Genomic DNA, 19,510 nt, shown 5'->3' on the forward strand with positions numbered 1-19,510 from the left:
GCGCTATGCCGCATCGAGATGCAGGGCCATGCGTTCCTCGTCATGAAAGCGGCCGTCTATGCGCAAGGCGCGGTAGTCGATGCCGCAAGAGACAAATCCCAATTTGGCGTACACCGCCCTGGCGCGAGGATTGATGGTGTTGACCTTCAAGTCCAGCTGGACCAGCTCCGGAATCTTCCTTGCGTAGGCGATCACCGCCTCGAACATGGCTTGCACCGCGCCAGCGGAACGCGCATTTGGAGTGACATAGACGCCGACGACGGTGGCCCGGTGATAAATCTTGGAACGAGAATCCCGCACCAGTCCGACGGTGCCGACCAGGACCTCGTCTTGAAATGCGCCATAAGTCACCTGGAAAGGGCTTGCTTTCAAACGCGCTGCCATCTGCTCCTCGGGCAGCGCGCTTTCTTCCTCATGGGTGGGCACGAATGAAGACGGCGAATCCAGGATGGATTCCAGCCTCAGCTGGCGGTAGGATGCAAGGTCTGCCGGAGTTAATGCCCTGATTTTCATATAAGATGGTCCGATCTGGATAGACTTGTCACATGATAAATGATTGTTCGCAGGCAAGCAGCGAGAATATTTTGCGGCGCGCGACCATTTCAATCGTAAAATCCGTATCCCCATTTCCATCGTATATTAAGCGGCTACCACCATGAATCTCGACGAACCTCTCTCAGACAAAGAATTTGACGAACTGGACGATTTCCTGTTGTCCGATCGCTGCGCTGAAGACAGCATGACCATGGATACCCTGCACGGCTATCTGACCGCGCTGGTGATCGGGCCGGAGCAGGTGCTGCTGGGCGAATGGCTGCCGCACGTGTGGGGGCCGTCGCTGAAAGATGCGCCGAAATTCAAGTCCGACAAGGAATACGAGAAGATCGTCGGCCTGATCGCGCGTTACATGAATGAAATCGCCATCACGCTGGAAGTAGCGCCAAAAGAATACGAACCGCTGTTTTGCGAACAAGAGCATGAAGGCAAGGCTTTGCTCGACGGCGAAGCCTGGGCCTGGGGTTTCTGGGAAGGCATCAACCTGCGCGCCAAGGCCTGGGAGCCGATCTGGCACTCCAACCTGGCGACGGTGGTGCGGCCTATCTATCTGCTGGGTGCGGAAGAGCTGGAAGAAGAGGAAATGGCGCTGCGCGAGGATCCGGTGCAACGCCACAAGCTGGCAGTGGAAGTGGAAGCGGCGATTCCGGAAATCTACCGCTACTGGCTGCCGCACCGCAAATCCGCGGTCAAGACCATCCAGCGCGAGGCGCCGAAAGTCGGCCGCAATGACGATTGCAGCTGCGGCAGCGGCAAGAAATTCAAGAAGTGCTGCGGCTTGAACGCCGCTGAAAACAAGACTGAAGATTAAGCGCCAAAGCGCAAGCAACAATCGCAGGCCGGCTGCACATCTTGCAACCGGCCTGTTTTTTATTCCTTGATGAAATGCTCGCGGTAGTAGCGCAATTCTTCAATCGATTCCAGGATATCGGCCAGCGCGGTGTGCTTCTGATGCTTCTTGAAGCCGCTGGCCAGCTCCGGCTTCCAGCGGCGGCACAGTTCTTTCAGGGTCGAGACATCCAGGTTGCGGTAATGGAAAAACGCTTCCAGCTTCGGCATGCCGCGCGCCATGAAGCGGCGATCCTGGCAAATCGTGTTGCCGCACATCGGCGACTTGCCGTTCGGCACATATTTCTTCAGGAATTCGATCAAGGCCAGTTCCGCCTCGTTTTCCGTCACGGTCGAGGTCTTGACCCGCTCGATCAGGCCGGAACGGCCATGCGTGCCCTTGTTCCAGGCATCCATGCCGTCCATGATCTCGTCGGCCTGGTGGATCGCAAATACCGGCCCTTCCGCCAGGATATTCAGTTGCGGATCGGTCACCACCACTGCAACTTCAATGATGCGGTCGCTGTCCGGGTTCAGCCCGGTCATTTCCATGTCGACCCAGATCAGGTTGAATTCGTTCGGCCGCAGCGGTACCGTCGGGACTGGCGCGGCAACAGGGTTAGCGGAGATATCGGCGGCTTGTGACATAATTGTTCTCTTAGTTATTTAAGCATTTTTGCGGCATTTCATTTGAAACCTGCCGTAAGGCGCCTTCAGGAACCGTAGCCTCAGCTATAGCTGACAGGTCAATGTCTGGTAGAGAAGCGCAGCTGTACTCTAGTACAGTGAGCATCGCAGACCAGAGATTGAGCCGCGCAGTAGGTTCCTGAAGGTGCGGTTGGAAGCTATTTTCTCACATAGGGACTACATGTCTTCATTTGCATTTTCAGTTTTGTTTGTAGTTTTCCTGGCAATCACCTTGATCGTGCGCTTCTGGCTGAGCTCGCGCCAGATTCGCCATGTGCTGGCGCACCGTAGCGCGGTGCCGGCCGAATTCGCCGAAAAGATCCCGCTGGCGGCGCATCAGCGGGCCGCCGACTATACCGTCGCCAAGACCAAATTCGGCATGTTTTCGATGCTGCTGAGTGCTGCGGTGCTGATTGGCTTCACCCTGCTGGGCGGCTTGCAGTTGCTTTCCAACATCATATTCAACTGGGCCGGTCCCGGCATGGTGTATCAGCTGGGCCTGCTGGTGGCCTTCGGCGCGATTTCCGGCCTGATCGACCTGCCGCTGGATTATTACAAGCAGTTCGTGCTGGAAGCGCGCTTCGGCTTCAACAAGATGAGCGTCAAGCTGTTCTTCATGGACATGCTGAAAAACACCCTGATCGGCGCCGCCATCGGCCTGCCGCTGGTGTGGGTCGTGCTGTTGCTGATGGCTAAATCCGGCGATCTCTGGTGGTTTTACGCCTGGCTGGTGTTCAGCGGCTTCCAGCTGCTGATGCTGGTGCTGTATCCGACCGTGATCGCACCGCTGTTCAACAAATTCACGCCGCTCAGCGACGACACCCTGCGCGAGCGCATCGAAGGCTTGATGCAGCGTGTCGGTTTCGCTTCCAAGGGCTTGTTCGTGATGGACGGCTCCAAGCGCAGCGCCCACGGCAACGCCTACTTTTCTGGCTTTGGCGCCGGCAAGCGCATCGTCTTTTTCGACACATTGCTGGCGCGCCTGGCGCCGCATGAAATCGAAGCAGTGCTGGCGCATGAACTGGGCCATTTCAAGCTCAAGCATATCGTCAAGCGCATCGCCGTCATGTTCGCGATCTCGCTGGCTTTCCTGGCGCTGCTGGGCTACCTCAAGCAGCAGCTGTGGTTCTATACCGGCCTCGGCGTCAATCCGCTGCTGCTGGCCGATCTCAGCAACAACGATGCGATGGCGCTGATCCTGTTCATGCTGGCGTTGCCGATCTTCACCTTCCTGCTGTCGCCGCTGTCCTCGATCAGCTCGCGCAAACATGAATTCGAAGCCGATGCGTTTGCCGTCAAGCACACCAACGGCAACGACCTGGTGACGGCGCTGGTCAAGCTGTACGAAGACAATGCCTCGACCCTGACCCCGGATCCGCTGCATTCCGCGTTCTACGATTCGCATCCGCCAGCCACCGTACGCATCAACCGACTGCTGGCTGCACATGGTTGACCACAGCAAGCAACAGCATAGCAACCAGGCCGGCAGCGGCCTGGTGATCGCCGCCCACGGCCGCCATTACCTGGTGCAAGCCAGGATAGCCGGCGCATCGCTGAAGCTGCAATGCGTCACACGCGGCAAGAAAAGCGATGTGGCGGTGGGCGACCGGGTCCAGCTGAAAACCACTTCGCCCAACCAGGGCGTGATCGAAGCCATCGACGAGCGCAACAGCCTGCTGTACCGCTCCGACCAGTACAAATCCAAGCTGCTGGCGGCCAATGTCACGCAGCTGTTCATCGTGGTGGCGACCGAGCCCGGCTTTGCCGACGATTTGATTTCGCGTGCGCTGGTGGCGGCGGAAGCAGCCGGCGTCAAAGCTCATATCGTGCTCAACAAGACCGATATCGTCGAGGCGCTGGAAAAGACCCGGCAACGGCTGCAGATGTATGCAGACCTCGGCTATCCAGTGCATGAAGTATCGGCGCGCGCTTTTCCCGAACAAACCTGCGCCACCCTGTGGCCTTTGCTGAAAGGCCAGTCGACCATCCTGATCGGCCAGTCCGGCATGGGCAAATCATCGCTGATCAACCTGATCGTGCCGGATGCCGATATCGCGGTGCGCGAAATTTCGGCAGCCCTGGATACCGGCAAGCACACCACCACTTTCACCCGTTTGTACGAGATGGATGCCGATGACACTGGCCTGGACGGCAACCCGGCCAACATCATCGATTCCCCTGGCTTTCAGGAATTCGGCCTGTACCAGCTGAGTGAAGGCATGCTGGAACGCGCCTTCGTCGAGTTCACTCCCTACCTGGGAAAATGCAAGTTCTACAACTGCCATCACTTGATTGAACCCAGCTGCGCCGTGCTGGAAGCCGTCAAGGAAAACAAGATTGCGCCCATGCGGCACCAGCTTTACGTGCAGTTGCTGCATGAATCGTCGCAAAAGCTGTATTAAACCAAGCCAGCGCCATGGCGCTTGCAGGCAAATGCCGTACCAACTTATTAATGCCAGATAAGCAATCTTTTGACGGGTATCTTTTCTATTGAAATCCCTTATAATTGAAGCACTTATTTCATTTCTAAGCCAATCGCGGGGCCTTCCTTCAAGCCCGCGCACAACATCTTCGACAGCCAGCAAAACCAGCGGTTGATTTAAAAATGGAATTCCAACTTTCGGCGGCAGTCGCCACAGCGGCCGCCGTTTTCATTTATGGCAATCAAACACTACCTGCAGTTTTCTGATTTTTCGCTGGACGAATACGAGTACGTGATTGAGCGTAGCCGTCTCATCAAACGCAAATTCAAGAATTACGAACCGCACTACACGCTGCTCGACCGCACGCTGGTGATGGTGTTCGAGAAAAACTCGACCCGCACCCGTCTCTCGTTCGAGGCCGGCATGCACCAGCTGGGCGGCGCCGCCATCTATCTCAACACGCGCGACAGCCAGCTGGGCCGCGGCGAGCCGGTGGAAGATGCGGCGCAGGTCATGTCGCGCATGTGCGACGTCATCATGATCCGCACCTTCGGCCAGGACATCATCGAACGCTTCGCTTCCCACTCGCGGGTGCCGGTGATCAACGGCCTGACCAACGAGCAGCATCCCTGCCAGGTATTGGCCGACGTCTTCACCTACATCGAGCACCGCGGTTCCATCGCCGGCAAGAAAGTGGCCTGGATCGGCGATGCCAACAACATGCTGTATTCCTGGCTGCAAGCGGCGCAGGTATTCGGTTTCCATGTCAACGTCTCGACCCCTAAGGGTTACGACATCGACCCTAGCCAGGTGGCCGCCGACAACCAGCGCTATACCTTCTTCGCCAATCCGTCCGACGCCTGCGAGGGTGTCGACCTGGTCACCACCGATGTCTGGACCAGCATGGGTTACGAGGATGAGAACACAGCACGCCTGAAAGCCTTCGACGGCTGGATCGTCGACCAGCCCAAGATGCAGCGCGCCAATCCGGACGCCTTGTTCATGCACTGCCTGCCGGCGCATCGCGGCGAAGAAGTGTCGGCCGAAGTCATCGACGGCCCGCAATCGGTAGTCTGGGATGAGGCCGAAAACCGCCTGCATGTGCAAAAGGCGCTGCTCGAATATCTGGTGCTGGGCAAGGTTGCGGAGTAGACCATGATCGACCACACCGGCGTTACCGTTAGCGACTACCACAAGAGCAAGGCGTTTTACTGCGCCACGCTGGGTGCGATCGGCTATGAGTTGCTGCTCGAGTTTCCGGCGGCGGTGGCCGGCACCGACGTCGCCGGTTTCGGCGAAGCGCCCAAGCCCGATTTCTGGATTGCCCAGGCGACCCCGGAAAAGCCGGCCCACCAGCAAACCATTCATTTCGCTTTCCGGGTCGCCAGCCGCGCCCTGGTCGACGCCTTTTATCAAGCAGGACTCAAAGCGGGCGGCGCCGACAACGGCGCACCCGGTCCGCGGCCGCACTATCACCAAAATTATTATGGTGCGTTCGTGAAAGACCCTGACGGCCACAACATCGAAGCCGTTTGCCACGATCCTCAGTCATCATTTCAACCTACTTAGAAATATCATGTCCAATATCCTGCAATCCGTTCCGGTTAACGAAAAAGTCGGCATCGCCTTCTCAGGCGGCCTCGATACCAGTGCTGCCCTGCACTGGATGCGCCAGAAAGGCGCCATTCCTTATGCCTACACCGCCAACCTGGGCCAGCCTGACGAGCCGGACTACGACGCCATCCCTAAAAAAGCCAAGGCCTACGGCGCTGAACTGGCGCGCCTGGTCGATTGCCGCGAACAGCTGGTGGCCGAAGGCATCGCCGCGCTGCAGAGCGGCGCCTTCCACATCTCCACCGCCGGCGTCACCTACTTCAACACCACCCCGCTCGGACGCGCCGTCACCGGCACCATGCTGGTGGCCGCGATGCGCGAAGACAAGGTCGATATCTGGGGCGACGGCAGCACCTTCAAGGGCAACGATATCGAGCGTTTCTACCGCTACGGCCTGCTGGTCAATCCGAATCTGCGGATCTACAAGCCATGGCTGGACGACAAGTTCATCCAGGAACTGGGCGGCCGCAAGGAAATGTCGGAATTCATGATCGCTTCCGGCTTCGACTACAAGATGTCGGTGGAAAAAGCCTATTCGACCGATTCCAACATGCTTGGCGCCACCCATGAAGCGAAAGATCTTGAATTCCTCAACTCCGGCATGAAGATCGTCGAACCGATCATGGGCGTCGCCTTCTGGCGGGACGAGGTCGAAGTCAAGCGGGAAGAAGTCACCGTGCGTTTCGAGGAAGGCCGTCCGGTCGCTCTCAACGGCATCGTGTATGCCGATCCGGTCGAGCTGATGATGGAAGCCAACCGCATCGGCGGCCGCCACGGCCTCGGCATGAGCGACCAGATCGAGAACCGCATCATCGAAGCCAAGAGCCGCGGCATCTATGAAGCGCCGGGCCTGGCCCTGCTGTTCATCGCCTACGAGCGCCTGGTCACCGGCATCCACAATGAAGACACCATCGAGCAATACCGCGAAAGCGGCCGCCGCCTGGGCCGCCTGCTGTACCAAGGCCGCTGGTTCGATTCGCAGGCGATCATGCTGCGCGAATCGGCGCAACGCTGGGTGGCGCGCGCCATCACCGGCGAGGTCACGATCGAGCTGCGCCGCGGCAACGATTATTCGATCCTCAACACCGAGTCGGCCAACCTGACCTACCATCCAGACCGCCTGACCATGGAAAAGGGCGCCGGCGCCTTCACCCCGCAAGACCGTATCGGCCAGCTGACCATGCGCAACCTCGACATCAGCGATACACGCCAGAAGCTGGCGATCTATCAAAGCACCGGCCTGCTGGCATCCAGCAACGCCGTGTCGCTGCCGCTGCTCGACAAAGACGCCGAGTAAGCGCAAACCAGCGTCAACAGCCTTAACGTATGCAGAGCCGGCTTCACGCCGGTTCTTTTTTGTCAAGAATCCTGCGAGGAATCATCATGAGCACACAATTCGACCACGTATCAGTCTTGAAACAAGGGAATGTCTATTTCGACGGCAAATGCGTTTCCCATACCGTGATTTTCGCTGACGGCAGCAAGAAAACGCTGGGCGTCATCCTGCCCTCCTCGCTGACTTTCAGCACCGGCGTCGCCGAAGTGATGGAAGTCACCAGCGGCGTCTGCAAGGTGCGCCGGCAAGGCCAGCAACAGTGGACCAGCTACGGCAGCGGCGAGCGCTTTGAAATCGCAGCAAACTCTAGCTTCGATATTGAAACCCTGGAAACGCTCAACTACGTTTGCCACTACGGCTAAACGCTGCGGGTAAAAAAAGAGCCCGCGATGCGATGCATGGCGGGCTGAAAAATCCATTACTTTAGGGAGCGTTGGATATGAGACAGCTCAAAGCTTAAGCGCGCAATATGACTTGATAGTGACAAAACGCGGCAATCAAGCTGTCGTCAATATGCGACGTCTCCCTAAATGAAAATCGGCTCCGGCTCCAGCGCCACGCCAAACCTGGCCAGCACATCGGCCTGCACCGCCTGCGCCAGGCGCACCACCTCCTGGCCGGTAGCGCCGCCGCGGTTGACCAGCACCAGCGCCTGCTTTTCATAGACGCCGGCGGCTCCGATGCTCTTGCCTTTCCAGCCGCACTGATCGATCAGCCAGCCCGCCGCCAGTTTATAGGCGCCGTCCGGCTGCGCATGGTTCACCAGTTGCGGATGCCGTTCAAGCAAGGCATTGCGTTGCTGTTCCGTCACGATCGGATTCTTGAAAAAGCTGCCGGCATTGCCGATCAGCGCCGGATCCGGCAATTTGCGGGTGCGGATCGCAATCACGGCATCGCTGACATCGCGCGCAGTGGGCTGCGCCAGCTTGCGTGCATCCAGCTCCTGCGCCACGTCGGCATAGCGCAGATCGGGCTGCCAGCGCTTGGGCAAGGCCAGGGTGACGTCCAGCACCACCGCGCGGTCGCGCAAATGCTGCTTGAAGATGCTGTCGCGATAGGCAAAGGCGCAGGCCTTGCGGTCCAGCGCCAGGAGCTGGCCGCTCTCCATGTCGATGGCCGTCAGTCCGTGGAAACGGTCCTGCAGTTCGATGCCGTAGGCGCCGATGTTCTGAATCGGCGCGGCGCCGACGCAGCCGGGGATCAGCGACAGGTTTTCCAGCCCGCCAAGGCCCTGCTCCAGCGTCCATAGCACCAGCGCATGCCAGTTTTCACCGGCCGCGGCCCTGACATAGACGGCATCGTTATCTTCGCCGACGATTTCCCTGCCGCGGCTGCGCATGTGCAGCACCAGTCCCGCAAAATCCTGCGTCAGCACCAGGTTGCTGCCGCCGCCCAGCACCAGGCGCGGCAAGGCGGATGCCGCAGCATCCGATCTGAGCGCGCGTAAGGTTTCTACGGAAGTCACCGGTAGATAGGCTTGTGCCTTGGCATCAATACCGAAAGTATTATGCTGGCGTAGAGGAAAATCGAACTGGAGCGGAAGCTGGGAGATAGTCATAGCACCGGGATTATAAACGCAAGCGGGCCGTGCCGCGGCAGCAACGCGCCAGGAAAGATGGCCGCTCCGGCAAGAAAATAGGCGACGCCGTCCACACCTCGGGTTTTTTGTCCGATAGAATGCGCATAGCCTGATGGCCGCGCGCACCGTCGCCGGCCGGTTTTATTGAACATACTGAAGGAATATCACCATGCCATCATTCGATACCGTATCGGAAGCCAATCTGGTCGAAGTAAAAAATGCCAACGATCAAGCCAACAAGGAGATCTCGACCCGCTTCGACTTCAAGGGCAGCGACGCCCGCATCGAGCTGAAAGAGCGCGACCTGACCGCCTACGCCGATTCGGAATTCCAGCTGAGCCAGGTGCGCGATGTGCTGACCGCCAAGCTGGTCAAGCGCAGCGTCGATACCCGCTTCCTGGACATCGGCAAGATCGAGAAGATCGGCGGCGACAAGGTCAAGCAAGTGATCAAGATCAAGAACGGCATCGAATCCGAAGCCGCCAAGAAGATCGTGCGCATCGTCAAGGACAGCAAGATGAAAGTCCAGGCCAGCATCCAGGGTGACGCCGTGCGCATCACCGGCGCCAAACGTGACGACCTGCAGGCTGCGATGGCGATGCTGCGCAAGGAAGTGGCGGACCTGCCGCTGGAATTCAATAATTTCCGTGACTAACTAAATAGTGGCATTTGGCAACAGACCGAGTTACCATCACTTGCTGTTGCCAGCCATTCAACATGTTTGAACGGCGTTGCGGCGCTACCTCAACCCTTGTCAGGAAAGCCGGACTTCCATGCGCCCGTTTGTTTTGATCACCAGCCTGTTGTTATCCGCCTCCCTCTCCAATGTAGTACAAGCTTCCGATATCGGCGTGGTCGGCCTGTTTCCGGGCAAGGCTGTGCTGGTGATCGACGGCTCTTCGCCAAAGACTTACTCAGTCGGCAGCAAAGTCACTGACGACGTCAAGCTGGTGGAAGCCAACGGCAGCAGCGCTACGCTAGAGGTTAAAGGCAAGCGGCAAGTGATCGGCATCGGCGAATACGTCAGCCGCAGCACGCCGGGCGCGTCGTCCAGCGTCACCCTGAAGGTCAATCCGCAAGGCCATTTCGTCGCCGACGCCCAGATCAACGGCGCCATGATGACCATGCTGGTCGATACCGGCGCCACCATGATTGCGCTGCCGGCATCGGATGCGGCAAGGATGGGCGTCAATTACAAGCAGGGTCAGATGGTGATGGTGAATACCGCCAATGGCCCGGCGCCTGCTTACCGGGTCAAGCTGAATATGGTCAAGGTCGGCGACATTGAAATGAACCAGGTCGATGCCCTGGTGCAGGAGAGCGGCTTGCCGTTCGCCCTGCTCGGCATGTCTTTCCTGAACCGCACCGAGATGCGGCGCGAAGGCGAGATGATGGTGTTGACCAAGCGGTTTTGATCAATTCGGCGTCTTGCCAGATTGATCAGAGCGGGTTAACACAGCGTTAACCCGCCCTTTCCCCACCGTACTGCTTAGGCCGGACTGGCGTTCAGCAAGCGACGCTGGCGGACCGACGCTGCCAGATCTTCCAGCACCGCCACGCTTTCTTCCCAGTTGATGCAACCGTCGGTCACCGACTGGCCGTATACCAGTTCCTTGCCCGGCACCAGATCCTGGCGGCCGGCGATCAAATGCGATTCGACCATGACGCCGACAATGCGGCCGTCGCCGGCAGCAATCTGGCGGCCGATATCGGCGCACACCGGAATCTGGTTTTCCGGCTTCTTCGAACTGTTGGCATGCGAAGCATCGATCATCAGGCGCGAGGCCAGGCCACTGTTGGCGATATCCTTGCAAGCTGCATCCACGCTGGCCGCATCGTAGTTCGGCGCCTTGCCGCCGCGCAGGATGATATGGCAGTCTTCATTGCCGTTGGTCGATACGATCGCCGAATGGCCGCCCTTGGTCACCGACAGGAAATGATGCGGCTGCGACGCGGCCTTGATCGCGTCCACCGCGATCTTGATGTTGCCGTCGGTGCCGTTCTTGAACCCGACCGGGCAGGACAAGCCGGACGCCAGTTCGCGATGCACCTGCGATTCGGTGGTGCGGGCGCCGATCGCACCCCAGCTGATCAGGTCGGCGATGTACTGCGGGCTGATCACGTCCAGGAACTCGGTGCCGGCCGGCAGGCCCAGTTCGTTGATGTTCAGCAGCAGTTCGCGCGCCATGCGCAAGCCGTCGTTGATGCGGAAGCTGTTATCCATGTAAGGATCATTGATCAGGCCCTTCCAGCCGACCGTGGTGCGCGGCTTTTCAAAGTACACGCGCATGACGATTTCCAGCTCGCCCTTGAAACGTTCGCGCTCGCCGATCAGGCGGCCGGCGTACTCCATTGCCGCCTTGGTATCGTGGATCGAGCAAGGGCCGATCACCACCATCAGGCGGTCATCCTGGCCGTGCAAGATACGATGCAAGGCAATCCGGGAATTGGCGGCAGTTTCCGCCACTTTCTCGGAGCAGCCGAATTCGCGGATCAAATGCGAGGGTGGAACTAGTTCTTTCATTTCTCGAATGCGCAGATCGTCGGTGCGTAGCATGTTTTTCTCCTGGCTCAAAAATGACTGGGTATAAAAAAACCGCCATCGCTGGCGGTTGTTTAGAAATTTCGGTTTGCTCTTAACTTACGAACGCTTACCGCTTTTCACCGCCGTGGGGCTGGAATAGCTAAAGTAAAAAAAGAAGTAAGCGCGTGCGAAAGTCATGGTGTTCAGTAAAGGATTATTAAAAATCAAGACCAATAGTGCAGTAATTCTAGAAATTTGGCAAGGCCAGGAATACCACAAGCCCTTCCCCCAAAGAAACTAGCCTCGCACCAGCTAACCGGGGTCAGAGTGATTTCGGCAGGCCTCATCGCCGAAGCTTCACTCTGACCTCGCTTAGCGGACCACGGAGTAAGAGCGTTCGCGACGGTAGAATTTAGCTAATAAGATGATGTATGAAACTAAATCACCAAAGCAGAAATTTATCCATTTGGCAAAATGACTGAATATTGGGGGAGACTATCTTTGCTACGCAAAAATAACATTGTGATATTTGCCCGATCTACAACCCGTGAAAATACGCTACCGAATTTCAGCAATGCAAGGACCGCAGCGCAACCTCCGGCGCCGCCGCCACAATTTTGAGCAACGCGGCAGCCGGACCAGTCGGGCTGCGGCGATGCTGCTCCCAGTTTTGCAAAGTCTTGATGCTCACTCGCATCAGCTTGGCAAACTCACTCTGAGACAAACCAATTTGCTCACGGACGGCTTTCACGTCAGTCGCCTTCATTTCGAAGCGTCGCGATGGTTCAACCTCGCCCTTGGATATAGCCTGTGCTTCTTTCAGGCTCTGCAGGAGATCTTCAAAAAGTGCATTTTCCATATTTACAATTCCTTCACAAACTCCCGCAAGATAGCGACTTCCCTGTCGGATAGCGTGTCCTTCCTGGACTTCGGATACGCTAGCAGCATATAAATCTGATGCTCGTCCTTGATCCAATAATAGATCACCCTGATTCCTCCACTCTTGCCACGTCCTTGCGCTGCATAGCGCATTTTACGGATACCCCCGCCATTTTTAATGACATCCCCGCGAGACGGGTCCTGCACCAGCACGGTTTGCAATCCTAGATACTCGTCATCAGCAAGCAAGGCTGTGATCATGCGGGTAAAGGTAGGTGTTTCAATGAATTCCATTACCATGATATACGCCAATGGCGTATATCACAAATAAAGGCATTTAACAGATGGGTAGAATCGCTTTGTAGAAAACGACTATGTCGCGAACTGCCGTCCAACTGTAAATCATCCAAGCACGCGGGGCGTCCTCGCCCCCCGCAAAGCAAGCCAAAACTTAGGTCATTAATCCTCAATGCATGGCTACCGCATGCCCCGCGCCAACAATAGGCGCAATCCCGTCGCGCCGATCCAGGCGCCCCGCCAGCGAAGTCAGCCCCAACGCGCCCAGCACCACGATGGCGCCGATCCAAGGCGTCGCCATCAGGCCAAGATGGCTGACGATCAGGCCGCCGCCCCAGGCACCCAGCGCAATGCCGACGTTGAACGCTGCGATGTTCAGGCCGGACGCCACATCCACCGCACGCGGCGCATGCCGTTCAGCCTGTTGCACGACATACACTTGCAAACCCGGCACATTGCCGAAAGCGAAGGCGCCCCATGCCAGCACTGTCAGCACCGCAAACCATGGGTTAGATGCCGTAAAGGTCAGGACAAACAAGACCAGCGCCAACAAGGCGAAGACGATTTGCAGGGCGCGTATCGGCCCTTTTTTGTCTGCCAGCTTGCCGCCCCAGATATTGCCAAAGGCCACCGAAACGCCGTACACCAGCATCACCAGGCTGACGGTGGAAGCGGAAAATCCTGATATTTCCTGCAAGATCGGTGCGAGATAGGTAAAAGCGATAAAGGAACCGCCGTAACCCAGCGCCGTGATCGCATACACCAGCAACAGACGCGGTTTCTTCAGGACGGCAGCCTGGGTCAGCAGCGACGCCGGCTTGCTGCCCGCAATATCGTTCGGCACCAGTATCCAGCTGCCGACAAAGGCAATCACGCCCAGCAGCGACACGGCGAGGAAAGTCGACTGCCAGCCCCAGGTCTGGCCGATCCAGGTGCCCAGAGGCACGCCGGTGACCAGCGCCACGGTCAATCCGGTGAACATGATGGCGATCGCGCTGGCAGCCTTTTCCTTGGGCACCAGGCTGGTCGCGATGGTCGAACCGATGGAAAAGAACACGCCGTGCGCCAGGCCGGTCAGCACGCGCGCCGCCATCAAGGCCTCGTAGCCCGGCGCCATCCACGCCACCAGGTTGCCGATGGTAAACAGCGCCATCAAACCGAGCAGCAGATGCTTGCGCGGCACCCGGCCGGTGAGCGCAGTGAGCACAGGCGCGCCAACCGCAACGCCCAGTGCGTAAAGGCTGACCAGCAGGCCGGCGGATGGTACGGAGACGCCGAGGCTGGCAGCGATGGTCGGAATCAGACCGACAATCACGAATTCTGTGGTTCCTATGGCAAAAGCGCTGAGTGTGAGCGCCCAGAGTGCGAGTGGCATGATGGCTTCCTGTTGTAATTTAACGTCATGCAGTTTGCGCTCTGCAAAGACAAAGAAAAACCGCTGTGCCGGCAATTCATATTTGATTAAAAATCAAATATGAAGAGAATTTAGTGCTCATTCAGCAGCAATTCACAGAAACCAAGCATTTCACCGAATTTGACCGCAAGAGCCGGGGTGCGGCACCAAGCCAAGCTGCCTACACTGGCGGCAATCAAACCGATACGGAGAAAACGATGGACACAGGGCACGCAACGCGCGGCAACCAGAATGCCATCGCGGAACGGATAGCCGGCGCAGACTGGGACGGTATCGCGCACGACCTGGACAGTTATGGCAGCGCCCTGCTGGAGCAATTGCTGACGCCGGCAGAATGCCAGGCGCTGATTGCGCTGTACGCCCGCAAGGAGCTGTTCCGCAGCCGCATCGTGATGGAACGGCACGGCTTCGGCCGCGGCGAATATCAGTATTTCAGTTATCCGCTGCCCGATCTGGTCGGCGATTTGCGCCAGCTGCTATATCCGAGGCTGGCGCCGCTTGCCAACCGCTGGCACGCCAGCATGCATATCGATGCGCGCTTCCCGCCGCGGCATGCCGACTTCATCGCCCGCTGCCATGGCGCGGGCCAGTTGCGGCCGACGCCGCTGATGCTGCAATATGGCGCCGGCGACTACAACTGCCTGCATCAGGATTTGTATGGCGAACATGTGTTCCCCCTGCAGGTGGCGATCCTGCTGTCGCAGCCGGGGCAGGATTTCAGCGGCGGCGAGTTCGTGATGACCGAACAGCGGCCGCGCATGCAGTCGCGCGCGGAAGTGGTGCCGCTGGCCAGAGGCGATGCCGTGATCTTCGCAGTCCATAATCGCCCGCTGCAAGGCCAGCGCGGCGCATATAGGGTAAATTTACGGCATGGCGTCAGCCGCATCCGTTCCGGCACGCGCCACACCTTAGGCGTGATTTTTCACGACGCTCAATGAAGAAACAGCATGACTCTCGATTTATTTGATTCGCTGGAACCGACCGAACAGCGCCAGGAACAGCTGGGCTCGGGCGCTTTTGTCCTGCGCGCCTTCGCCCTGCCCTACGTGCAGCAATTGCTGCCGGCGTTAGCGCAGATCGAACGGGCCTCGCCATTCCGCCATCTGGTGACTCCTGGCGGCTTCCGCATGTCGGTGGCAATGACCTGCTGCGGCGCCCTCGGCTGGACCAGCGATCGGCGCGGCTATCGCTACAGCGCCATCGATCCAGACAACGGCCGGCACTGGCCGCCGCTGCCGTCCAGTTTCCTGCAACTGGCGCAAAGCGCCGCCGCGCAAGCCGGCTACGATGGTTTCATGCCTGAAGCTTGCCTGGTCAACCGCTATGCGCCGGGAACCCGGCTGACGCTGCACCAGGACAAGGATGAGCTCGACTACGACGCTCCAATTGTCTCGGTATCGCTCGGCATTCCGGCGCTGTTCCTGTTCGGCGGCCATGAGCGTAGCGACAAGGCCGCGCGCGTGCCGCTGTTCCATGGCGATGTGGTGGTGTGGGGCGGCCCTGACCGTCTGCGCTTTCACGGCATACTGCCGCTGAAGGAGGCAGATCATCCCCTGCTGGGCCGGCAGCGCATCAACCTGACCTTTCGCAAAGTAGTCTGATGAAGATCGCCGCCGATATTTCGGAAGCCGCCTATCGCCGTGCAGAGACTTTCCTGTCTGGACTGGACCAGGACTGGGCGCGCCACATCGCCGCCATCGGCCCCTGCCGCCACGCTGCCAAGCCGACGCGCGAACCCTATCAAGCCCTGGTGCGCGCGATCGCTTATCAGCAGCTGCATGTGCGCGCCGGCGACGCCATCCTCGGACGCATGCTGGCCTTGTATGGCGACCAGGGCGAAGACAACTTTCCGACAGCGCAGCAACTGCTGGCCACCGAGGTCGCCACATTGCGCGGCTGCGGTTTTTCCGCCAACAAGATCGCCACCATCCACGGCATTGCACAGGCAGCGCTGGATGGCGTGGTTCCGGTGCGCAAGGAAGCGCTGAAAATGAGCGACGAGGCGCTGGTCGAAAGACTACTGCCCTTGCGCGGCGTCGGCCGCTGGACCGTGGAGATGCTGCTGATCTACACGCTGGAGCGTTCGGACATTTTGCCGGCCGACGATTTCGGCGTGCGCGAAGGTTATCGCCGCCTGAAAAACCTGGAACAGACGCCGACCAGAAAACAGATCATCGACATCGGCCAGGCCTGGAGCCCTTACCGCACCGTGGCATCCTGGTATCTGTGGCGTTTGCCGAAAATTCCTGCTGCTGAACAGACTATTTGAATTTGAAAGCAAGACTCGGAGTGTAGGCAGCCAGATGCATGGCTAAAGTAGAGCTACACCAATCCAACCGGAAGCCGATATGCGAACGCTGACACCACATCAACACACTGCAGCACAAAGCGCCGAGCGCGACCCGCGCTGGAGCGCCGTGCTGGCCAGGGACCCGTCTGCCGACAAGCTGTTTGTCTACGCCGTCAAGACCACCGGCGTGTATTGCCGTCCCAGCAGCCCAACCCGCCTGCCGCGCCCGGAAAACGTCGAATTTTTCGACAGTCCGGCAGCGGCCGAAGCAGCCGGCTACCGGCCCAGCAAACGCGGCGCCGACCAGACTACCGTCGCCGCCCAACACGCCGAACTGGTCGCGGCCGCCTGCCGCAGCATAGAGACGGCACTAGAACTGCCCAGCCTGGAAACGCTGGCAGCCGATGCCGGCCTCAGCCTGTATCACTTCCACCGCGTATTCAAAGCGGTCACTGGCCTGACGCCGAAAGGCTACGCCGACGCCAACCGCGCCAGGAAAGTACGCGACCATCTGAGCCATAGCCATTCCGTCACCGAGGCCATCTACGATGCCGGCTTCAACTCGAACAGCCGCTTCTACGAAGCTTCGGGAAAAGTGCTAGGCATGACGCCCACCGACTACCGCGCCGGCGGCGCCAACACCGAGATCCGTTTCGCCATCGGCCAGTGCTCGCTGGGCGCGATCCTGGTGGCGCAAAGCGATCGCGGCGTCTGTGCGATCCTGCTGGGCGACGATCCGAACGCACTGGCGCATGACCTGCAGGATAAATTCCCGCGCGCCCACCTGATCGGCGCCGATCACGATTTCGAGCAGCTGGTGGCGCAGGTGGTCGGCTTCATCGAAGCACCCGCCCTCGGCCTCGATTTGCCGCTGGATGTGCGCGGCACCGCCTTCCAGCAGCGCGTCTGGCAGGCGCTGCGCGACATTCCTGCCGGCAGCACCACCAGCTATGCTGAAATTGCAGCCCGCATCGGCTCGCCCAAGGCAGTGCGCGCGGTGGCGCAAGCCTGTGCCGCCAACAGCCTGGCGGTGGCGATTCCCTGCCATCGTGTGATCCGCAGCGATGGCAGCGCCTCGGGATATCGCTGGGGAGTGGAACGCAAGCTCGCCCTGCTGGAACGGGAAAGCCGCGATTGAAAGCCGAAGCAGGCCACGCCGGCAAGACATGGCAATTGACGGGAGCAGATGGCAAGCGCTATGTCAGCGCGCAGGCGGGCAGTCTAGGCGGCCATCGCCGCAGCCGCATCTACGGACGTCTTGACTGCCGCGCCGCGCTGCTGGCGATAGCCAGAGGCGGCTACCTCGCGCAGCGGGTATTTTTCTTGCACCAGGCTGATGCCGAAGCGGCCGGCTATCGACCTTGCGCGGTTTGTTTGCCGCAGAAATATGCTGCTTGGAAGAAGAACAAAAATCTGACCGACAGCAGGAAATAGAACGCCGCCGCTCCGCTTACAAAGGACGCAATTGCTCGGCCAGCGAACGGGTTTTCTCGCTCACCACGTCGCCTGTATGCAGCGTCGATTTCCGCTCGATCAGCATCAGGTGGCACTCTTCCTCGGCCACCGGATTATGCCGTACGCCTTTGGGGACGACAAACATCTCGCCCTCGGACAGTTCAACCGAGCCATGCTCCATTTCAATCCGCAGATGCCCCTTGAGGATCAGGAACAGCTCGTCTTCATTCTCATGGCTATGCCAGGCCAGGGAGCCTTTGACCTTGGCCACCTTGATATAGGAATCGTCAACCTCCGCCACTACGCGCGGCGACCAGTGTTCAGTCAGCGCGGCGGCGATCTGCTTGGGTGAAGTAATGTTTGTCATGTACCATCCATTGATGTCGAATCGTTTTATGCCAGCCAGTACAGCAGTCGACTCATTCCAGTATCAGCCTCGGCTTTAATTATAGCGGTCGCAGCGGCGGTTGACCCTGGCAGCCGATGACAGGCGCTTGGACATGCCTAGCCTTTCAGCTTGTTCGCCAGATAATTCCTCACCTGCTGCTCTTGTTCGGCCGACATATTTCCCAGGATCCCGTGCCGGTGTGGAGGAATATGGGTAGCCACGTCGTCGTTTTCGTCAAACACATAATGGTTGAAGACAGCGGCCCAGGCCTGGCGGTAGGCCGGTGGCCGGCGCTTCAGGTTGAGCAGCGCCAGCATCAGGCTGTCAAAGCCGGAATGCATCGAATCGGCAGTGCCGACCGCCCCGCCCCACCAGTAATTGACGAGGATATTGCAGGTCTGCAGCGACTCGACGTGATGCCACCACAGCGGCGGAATGTAGAGTGCATCGCCGGCTTCCAGTTCGGCGACCTGCGCCGCCGCCAGCGCATCCTTGAATTTGGGGTACTTGGCGAAGTCCGGTTCCTTCAGCGACACCATGCTGATCGGGGCGCCGGTCGGCGCAAAATCCACTGGCCCGATATACAGGTTGCCGATCTGCTCCGGCGGAAACAAGGTGAAACGGCGCTTGCCGCTGACCACGCAGGCGATATTGTGGGCATCGTCGAAATGCGCCGGGGTGGTTACCGCATTGCCTATCCATATCCGCGGGATGACCTCGGGCCCAAGCAGCGACAGCTTATTCTCATCCAGAAAACCCGGCAGGCAACCGGCGATCAGTGCGCTTTGCGCGGCCACCGCTGGCGGATTGGGGAAGCTGCGGTAACGCATCAGCTGATCCAGGATCGCAGAGACCGGTAAACGGTTGCGCAGGTAGTTGAAACCGTCCATGGTTTCGTCGTAGAAGATGCGGCCCTTGGCTTCCGGCCGCGTCATGATGGCGTCGACGTCGCTGCCGTTGTCCAGTTTTTTCAGGTAGTTGCAGATCGCCTCGGCCGAGGTCTGCGCCAACTTCACCGCCGGCCAATTCTTTACATAACCGCGCAAGACGACAGGCTGGTACTGCGCGGCGATTTCTTCCATGAACGTTCTGTCATCGACATTGAAACGTTCAGGAATGGATGGCAATTCATGGCTCATTCAGCATCCTCATGGTTGGGCGGCCTGCATCGATCTGGCCGCTCAGGATAACCCGATTCCGATGCAATTTGGCAGGACGGATCTGAAAATTCAATGCCCGCC

General features: G+C 58.9%; 23 protein-coding genes. 14 read left to right on the top strand and 9 right to left on the bottom strand.

The genetic code is table 11. The annotated features are described in order from the left end of the window. Positions 1-3 precede the first annotated feature (3 nt). Entirely contained in the window at positions 4-513 is a 510-nt protein-coding gene (locus VNZ65_RS21965) for a GNAT family protein (RefSeq protein WP_325672851.1), read from the bottom strand. 142 nt (positions 514-655) lie between these two features. Between VNZ65_RS21965 and VNZ65_RS21970 the strand changes: the two genes are divergently transcribed. Then, complete coding sequence (locus VNZ65_RS21970; protein ID WP_325672853.1) at positions 656-1,366, top strand: UPF0149 family protein; 711 nt, start codon at positions 656-658, stop codon at positions 1,364-1,366. A gap of 59 nt (positions 1,367-1,425) precedes the next feature. Here the strand turns inward: VNZ65_RS21970 and orn are convergent, their stop codons facing one another. Further along, positions 1,426-2,031, bottom strand: a complete 606-nt coding sequence (gene orn, locus VNZ65_RS21975; protein ID WP_325672855.1) for an oligoribonuclease — start codon at positions 2,029-2,031, stop codon at positions 1,426-1,428. A 220-nt stretch (positions 2,032-2,251) separates the two neighbouring features. Between orn and VNZ65_RS21980 the strand changes: the two genes are divergently transcribed. The 6 genes from VNZ65_RS21980 to VNZ65_RS22005 all read left to right on the top strand — a co-directional run bounded on the left by VNZ65_RS21980 (position 2,252) and on the right by VNZ65_RS22005 (position 7,805). Then, complete coding sequence (locus VNZ65_RS21980; RefSeq protein WP_325672857.1) at positions 2,252-3,523, top strand: M48 family metallopeptidase; 1,272 nt, start codon at positions 2,252-2,254, stop codon at positions 3,521-3,523. Beyond that, entirely contained in the window at positions 3,516-4,472 is a 957-nt protein-coding gene (gene rsgA / locus VNZ65_RS21985) for a ribosome small subunit-dependent GTPase A (protein ID WP_325672859.1), read from the top strand. The genes VNZ65_RS21980 and rsgA overlap by 8 nt, the downstream gene beginning before the upstream one ends. 255 nt (positions 4,473-4,727) lie before the next feature. After that, complete coding sequence (gene argF / locus VNZ65_RS21990; protein WP_061938174.1) at positions 4,728-5,645, top strand: ornithine carbamoyltransferase; 918 nt, start codon at positions 4,728-4,730, stop codon at positions 5,643-5,645. Positions 5,646-5,648: 3 nt separating this feature from the next. Further along, entirely contained in the window at positions 5,649-6,062 is a 414-nt protein-coding gene (locus VNZ65_RS21995; protein WP_325672862.1) for a VOC family protein, read from the top strand. Between the two features lie 7 nt (positions 6,063-6,069). Next, positions 6,070-7,404: an argininosuccinate synthase gene (gene argG / locus VNZ65_RS22000; protein WP_325672864.1), complete on the top strand. Its 1,335-nt coding sequence runs from the start codon at positions 6,070-6,072 to the stop codon at positions 7,402-7,404. A gap of 86 nt (positions 7,405-7,490) precedes the next feature. Continuing rightward, a complete protein-coding gene (locus VNZ65_RS22005; RefSeq protein ID WP_325672866.1) occupies positions 7,491-7,805 on the top strand; it encodes a pyrimidine/purine nucleoside phosphorylase in 315 nt (104 codons plus the stop codon). 164 nt (positions 7,806-7,969) lie between these two features. Here the strand turns inward: VNZ65_RS22005 and murB are convergent, their stop codons facing one another. Further along, entirely contained in the window at positions 7,970-9,001 is a 1,032-nt protein-coding gene (gene murB / locus VNZ65_RS22010; RefSeq protein ID WP_325672868.1) for a UDP-N-acetylmuramate dehydrogenase, read from the bottom strand. Positions 9,002-9,191: 190 nt separating this feature from the next. Here murB and VNZ65_RS22015 point away from each other — a divergent pair, with 190 nt between their 5' ends. Both VNZ65_RS22015 and VNZ65_RS22020 read left to right on the top strand, forming a co-directional pair. Continuing rightward, on the top strand, positions 9,192-9,677 hold the full coding sequence (locus VNZ65_RS22015) for a YajQ family cyclic di-GMP-binding protein (RefSeq protein ID WP_061938160.1): 486 nt from the start codon (positions 9,192-9,194) through the stop codon (positions 9,675-9,677). Positions 9,678-9,795: 118 nt separating this feature from the next. Further along, positions 9,796-10,437, top strand: a complete 642-nt coding sequence (locus VNZ65_RS22020) for a retropepsin-like aspartic protease family protein (RefSeq protein WP_325672871.1) — start codon at positions 9,796-9,798, stop codon at positions 10,435-10,437. A 74-nt stretch (positions 10,438-10,511) separates the two neighbouring features. On the opposite strand, the gene aroG is transcribed toward VNZ65_RS22020, so the two are convergent. From aroG to VNZ65_RS22040, 4 genes are all read right to left on the bottom strand, one after another. Continuing rightward, entirely contained in the window at positions 10,512-11,579 is a 1,068-nt protein-coding gene (gene aroG / locus VNZ65_RS22025) for a 3-deoxy-7-phosphoheptulonate synthase AroG (protein ID WP_325672872.1), read from the bottom strand. Between the two features lie 535 nt (positions 11,580-12,114). Further along, positions 12,115-12,405 carry a NadS family protein gene (nadS, locus tag VNZ65_RS22030; RefSeq protein ID WP_325672874.1) on the bottom strand — a complete coding sequence of 97 codons (291 nt, stop codon included), beginning with the start codon at positions 12,403-12,405 and terminating at the stop codon, positions 12,115-12,117. A 2-nt stretch (positions 12,406-12,407) separates the two neighbouring features. Beyond that, positions 12,408-12,719 (bottom strand): type II toxin-antitoxin system RelE/ParE family toxin, encoded by a 312-nt coding sequence (locus tag VNZ65_RS22035; RefSeq protein ID WP_325672943.1) that lies wholly within the window; start codon positions 12,717-12,719, stop codon positions 12,408-12,410. A 172-nt stretch (positions 12,720-12,891) separates the two neighbouring features. Then, positions 12,892-14,097, bottom strand: a complete 1,206-nt coding sequence (locus tag VNZ65_RS22040; protein WP_325672877.1) for an MFS transporter — start codon at positions 14,095-14,097, stop codon at positions 12,892-12,894. Positions 14,098-14,333: 236 nt separating this feature from the next. Between VNZ65_RS22040 and VNZ65_RS22045 the strand changes: the two genes are divergently transcribed. The 5 genes from VNZ65_RS22045 to VNZ65_RS22065 all read left to right on the top strand — a co-directional run bounded on the left by VNZ65_RS22045 (position 14,334) and on the right by VNZ65_RS22065 (position 17,860). Beyond that, complete coding sequence (locus VNZ65_RS22045; protein ID WP_325672879.1) at positions 14,334-15,074, top strand: 2OG-Fe(II) oxygenase; 741 nt, start codon at positions 14,334-14,336, stop codon at positions 15,072-15,074. A gap of 9 nt (positions 15,075-15,083) precedes the next feature. Then, positions 15,084-15,737 (top strand): DNA oxidative demethylase AlkB, encoded by a 654-nt coding sequence (gene alkB / locus VNZ65_RS22050; RefSeq protein ID WP_325672881.1) that lies wholly within the window; start codon positions 15,084-15,086, stop codon positions 15,735-15,737. Beyond that, positions 15,737-16,405: a DNA-3-methyladenine glycosylase gene (locus VNZ65_RS22055; protein WP_325672883.1), complete on the top strand. Its 669-nt coding sequence runs from the start codon at positions 15,737-15,739 to the stop codon at positions 16,403-16,405. Before alkB ends, VNZ65_RS22055 begins: the two co-directional genes overlap by 1 nt. A gap of 79 nt (positions 16,406-16,484) precedes the next feature. Further along, entirely contained in the window at positions 16,485-17,564 is a 1,080-nt protein-coding gene (gene ada, locus VNZ65_RS22060; RefSeq protein ID WP_325672885.1) for a bifunctional DNA-binding transcriptional regulator/O6-methylguanine-DNA methyltransferase Ada, read from the top strand. Next, entirely contained in the window at positions 17,561-17,860 is a 300-nt protein-coding gene (locus VNZ65_RS22065; RefSeq protein WP_325672887.1) for an Ada metal-binding domain-containing protein, read from the top strand. The genes ada and VNZ65_RS22065 overlap by 4 nt, the downstream gene beginning before the upstream one ends. A 16-nt stretch (positions 17,861-17,876) precedes the next feature. On the opposite strand, the gene VNZ65_RS22070 is transcribed toward VNZ65_RS22065, so the two are convergent. Both VNZ65_RS22070 and VNZ65_RS22075 read right to left on the bottom strand, forming a co-directional pair. Continuing rightward, on the bottom strand, positions 17,877-18,248 hold the full coding sequence (locus VNZ65_RS22070; RefSeq protein ID WP_325672889.1) for a cupin domain-containing protein: 372 nt from the start codon (positions 18,246-18,248) through the stop codon (positions 17,877-17,879). 137 nt (positions 18,249-18,385) lie between these two features. Further along, on the bottom strand, positions 18,386-19,408 hold the full coding sequence (locus tag VNZ65_RS22075; RefSeq protein WP_325672891.1) for a cupin-like domain-containing protein: 1,023 nt from the start codon (positions 19,406-19,408) through the stop codon (positions 18,386-18,388). Between the last annotated feature and the right edge of the window lie 102 nt (positions 19,409-19,510).

Source organism: Collimonas sp. (genome assembly GCF_035566555.1).
GTDB lineage: Bacteria > Pseudomonadota > Gammaproteobacteria > Burkholderiales > Burkholderiaceae_D > Collimonas.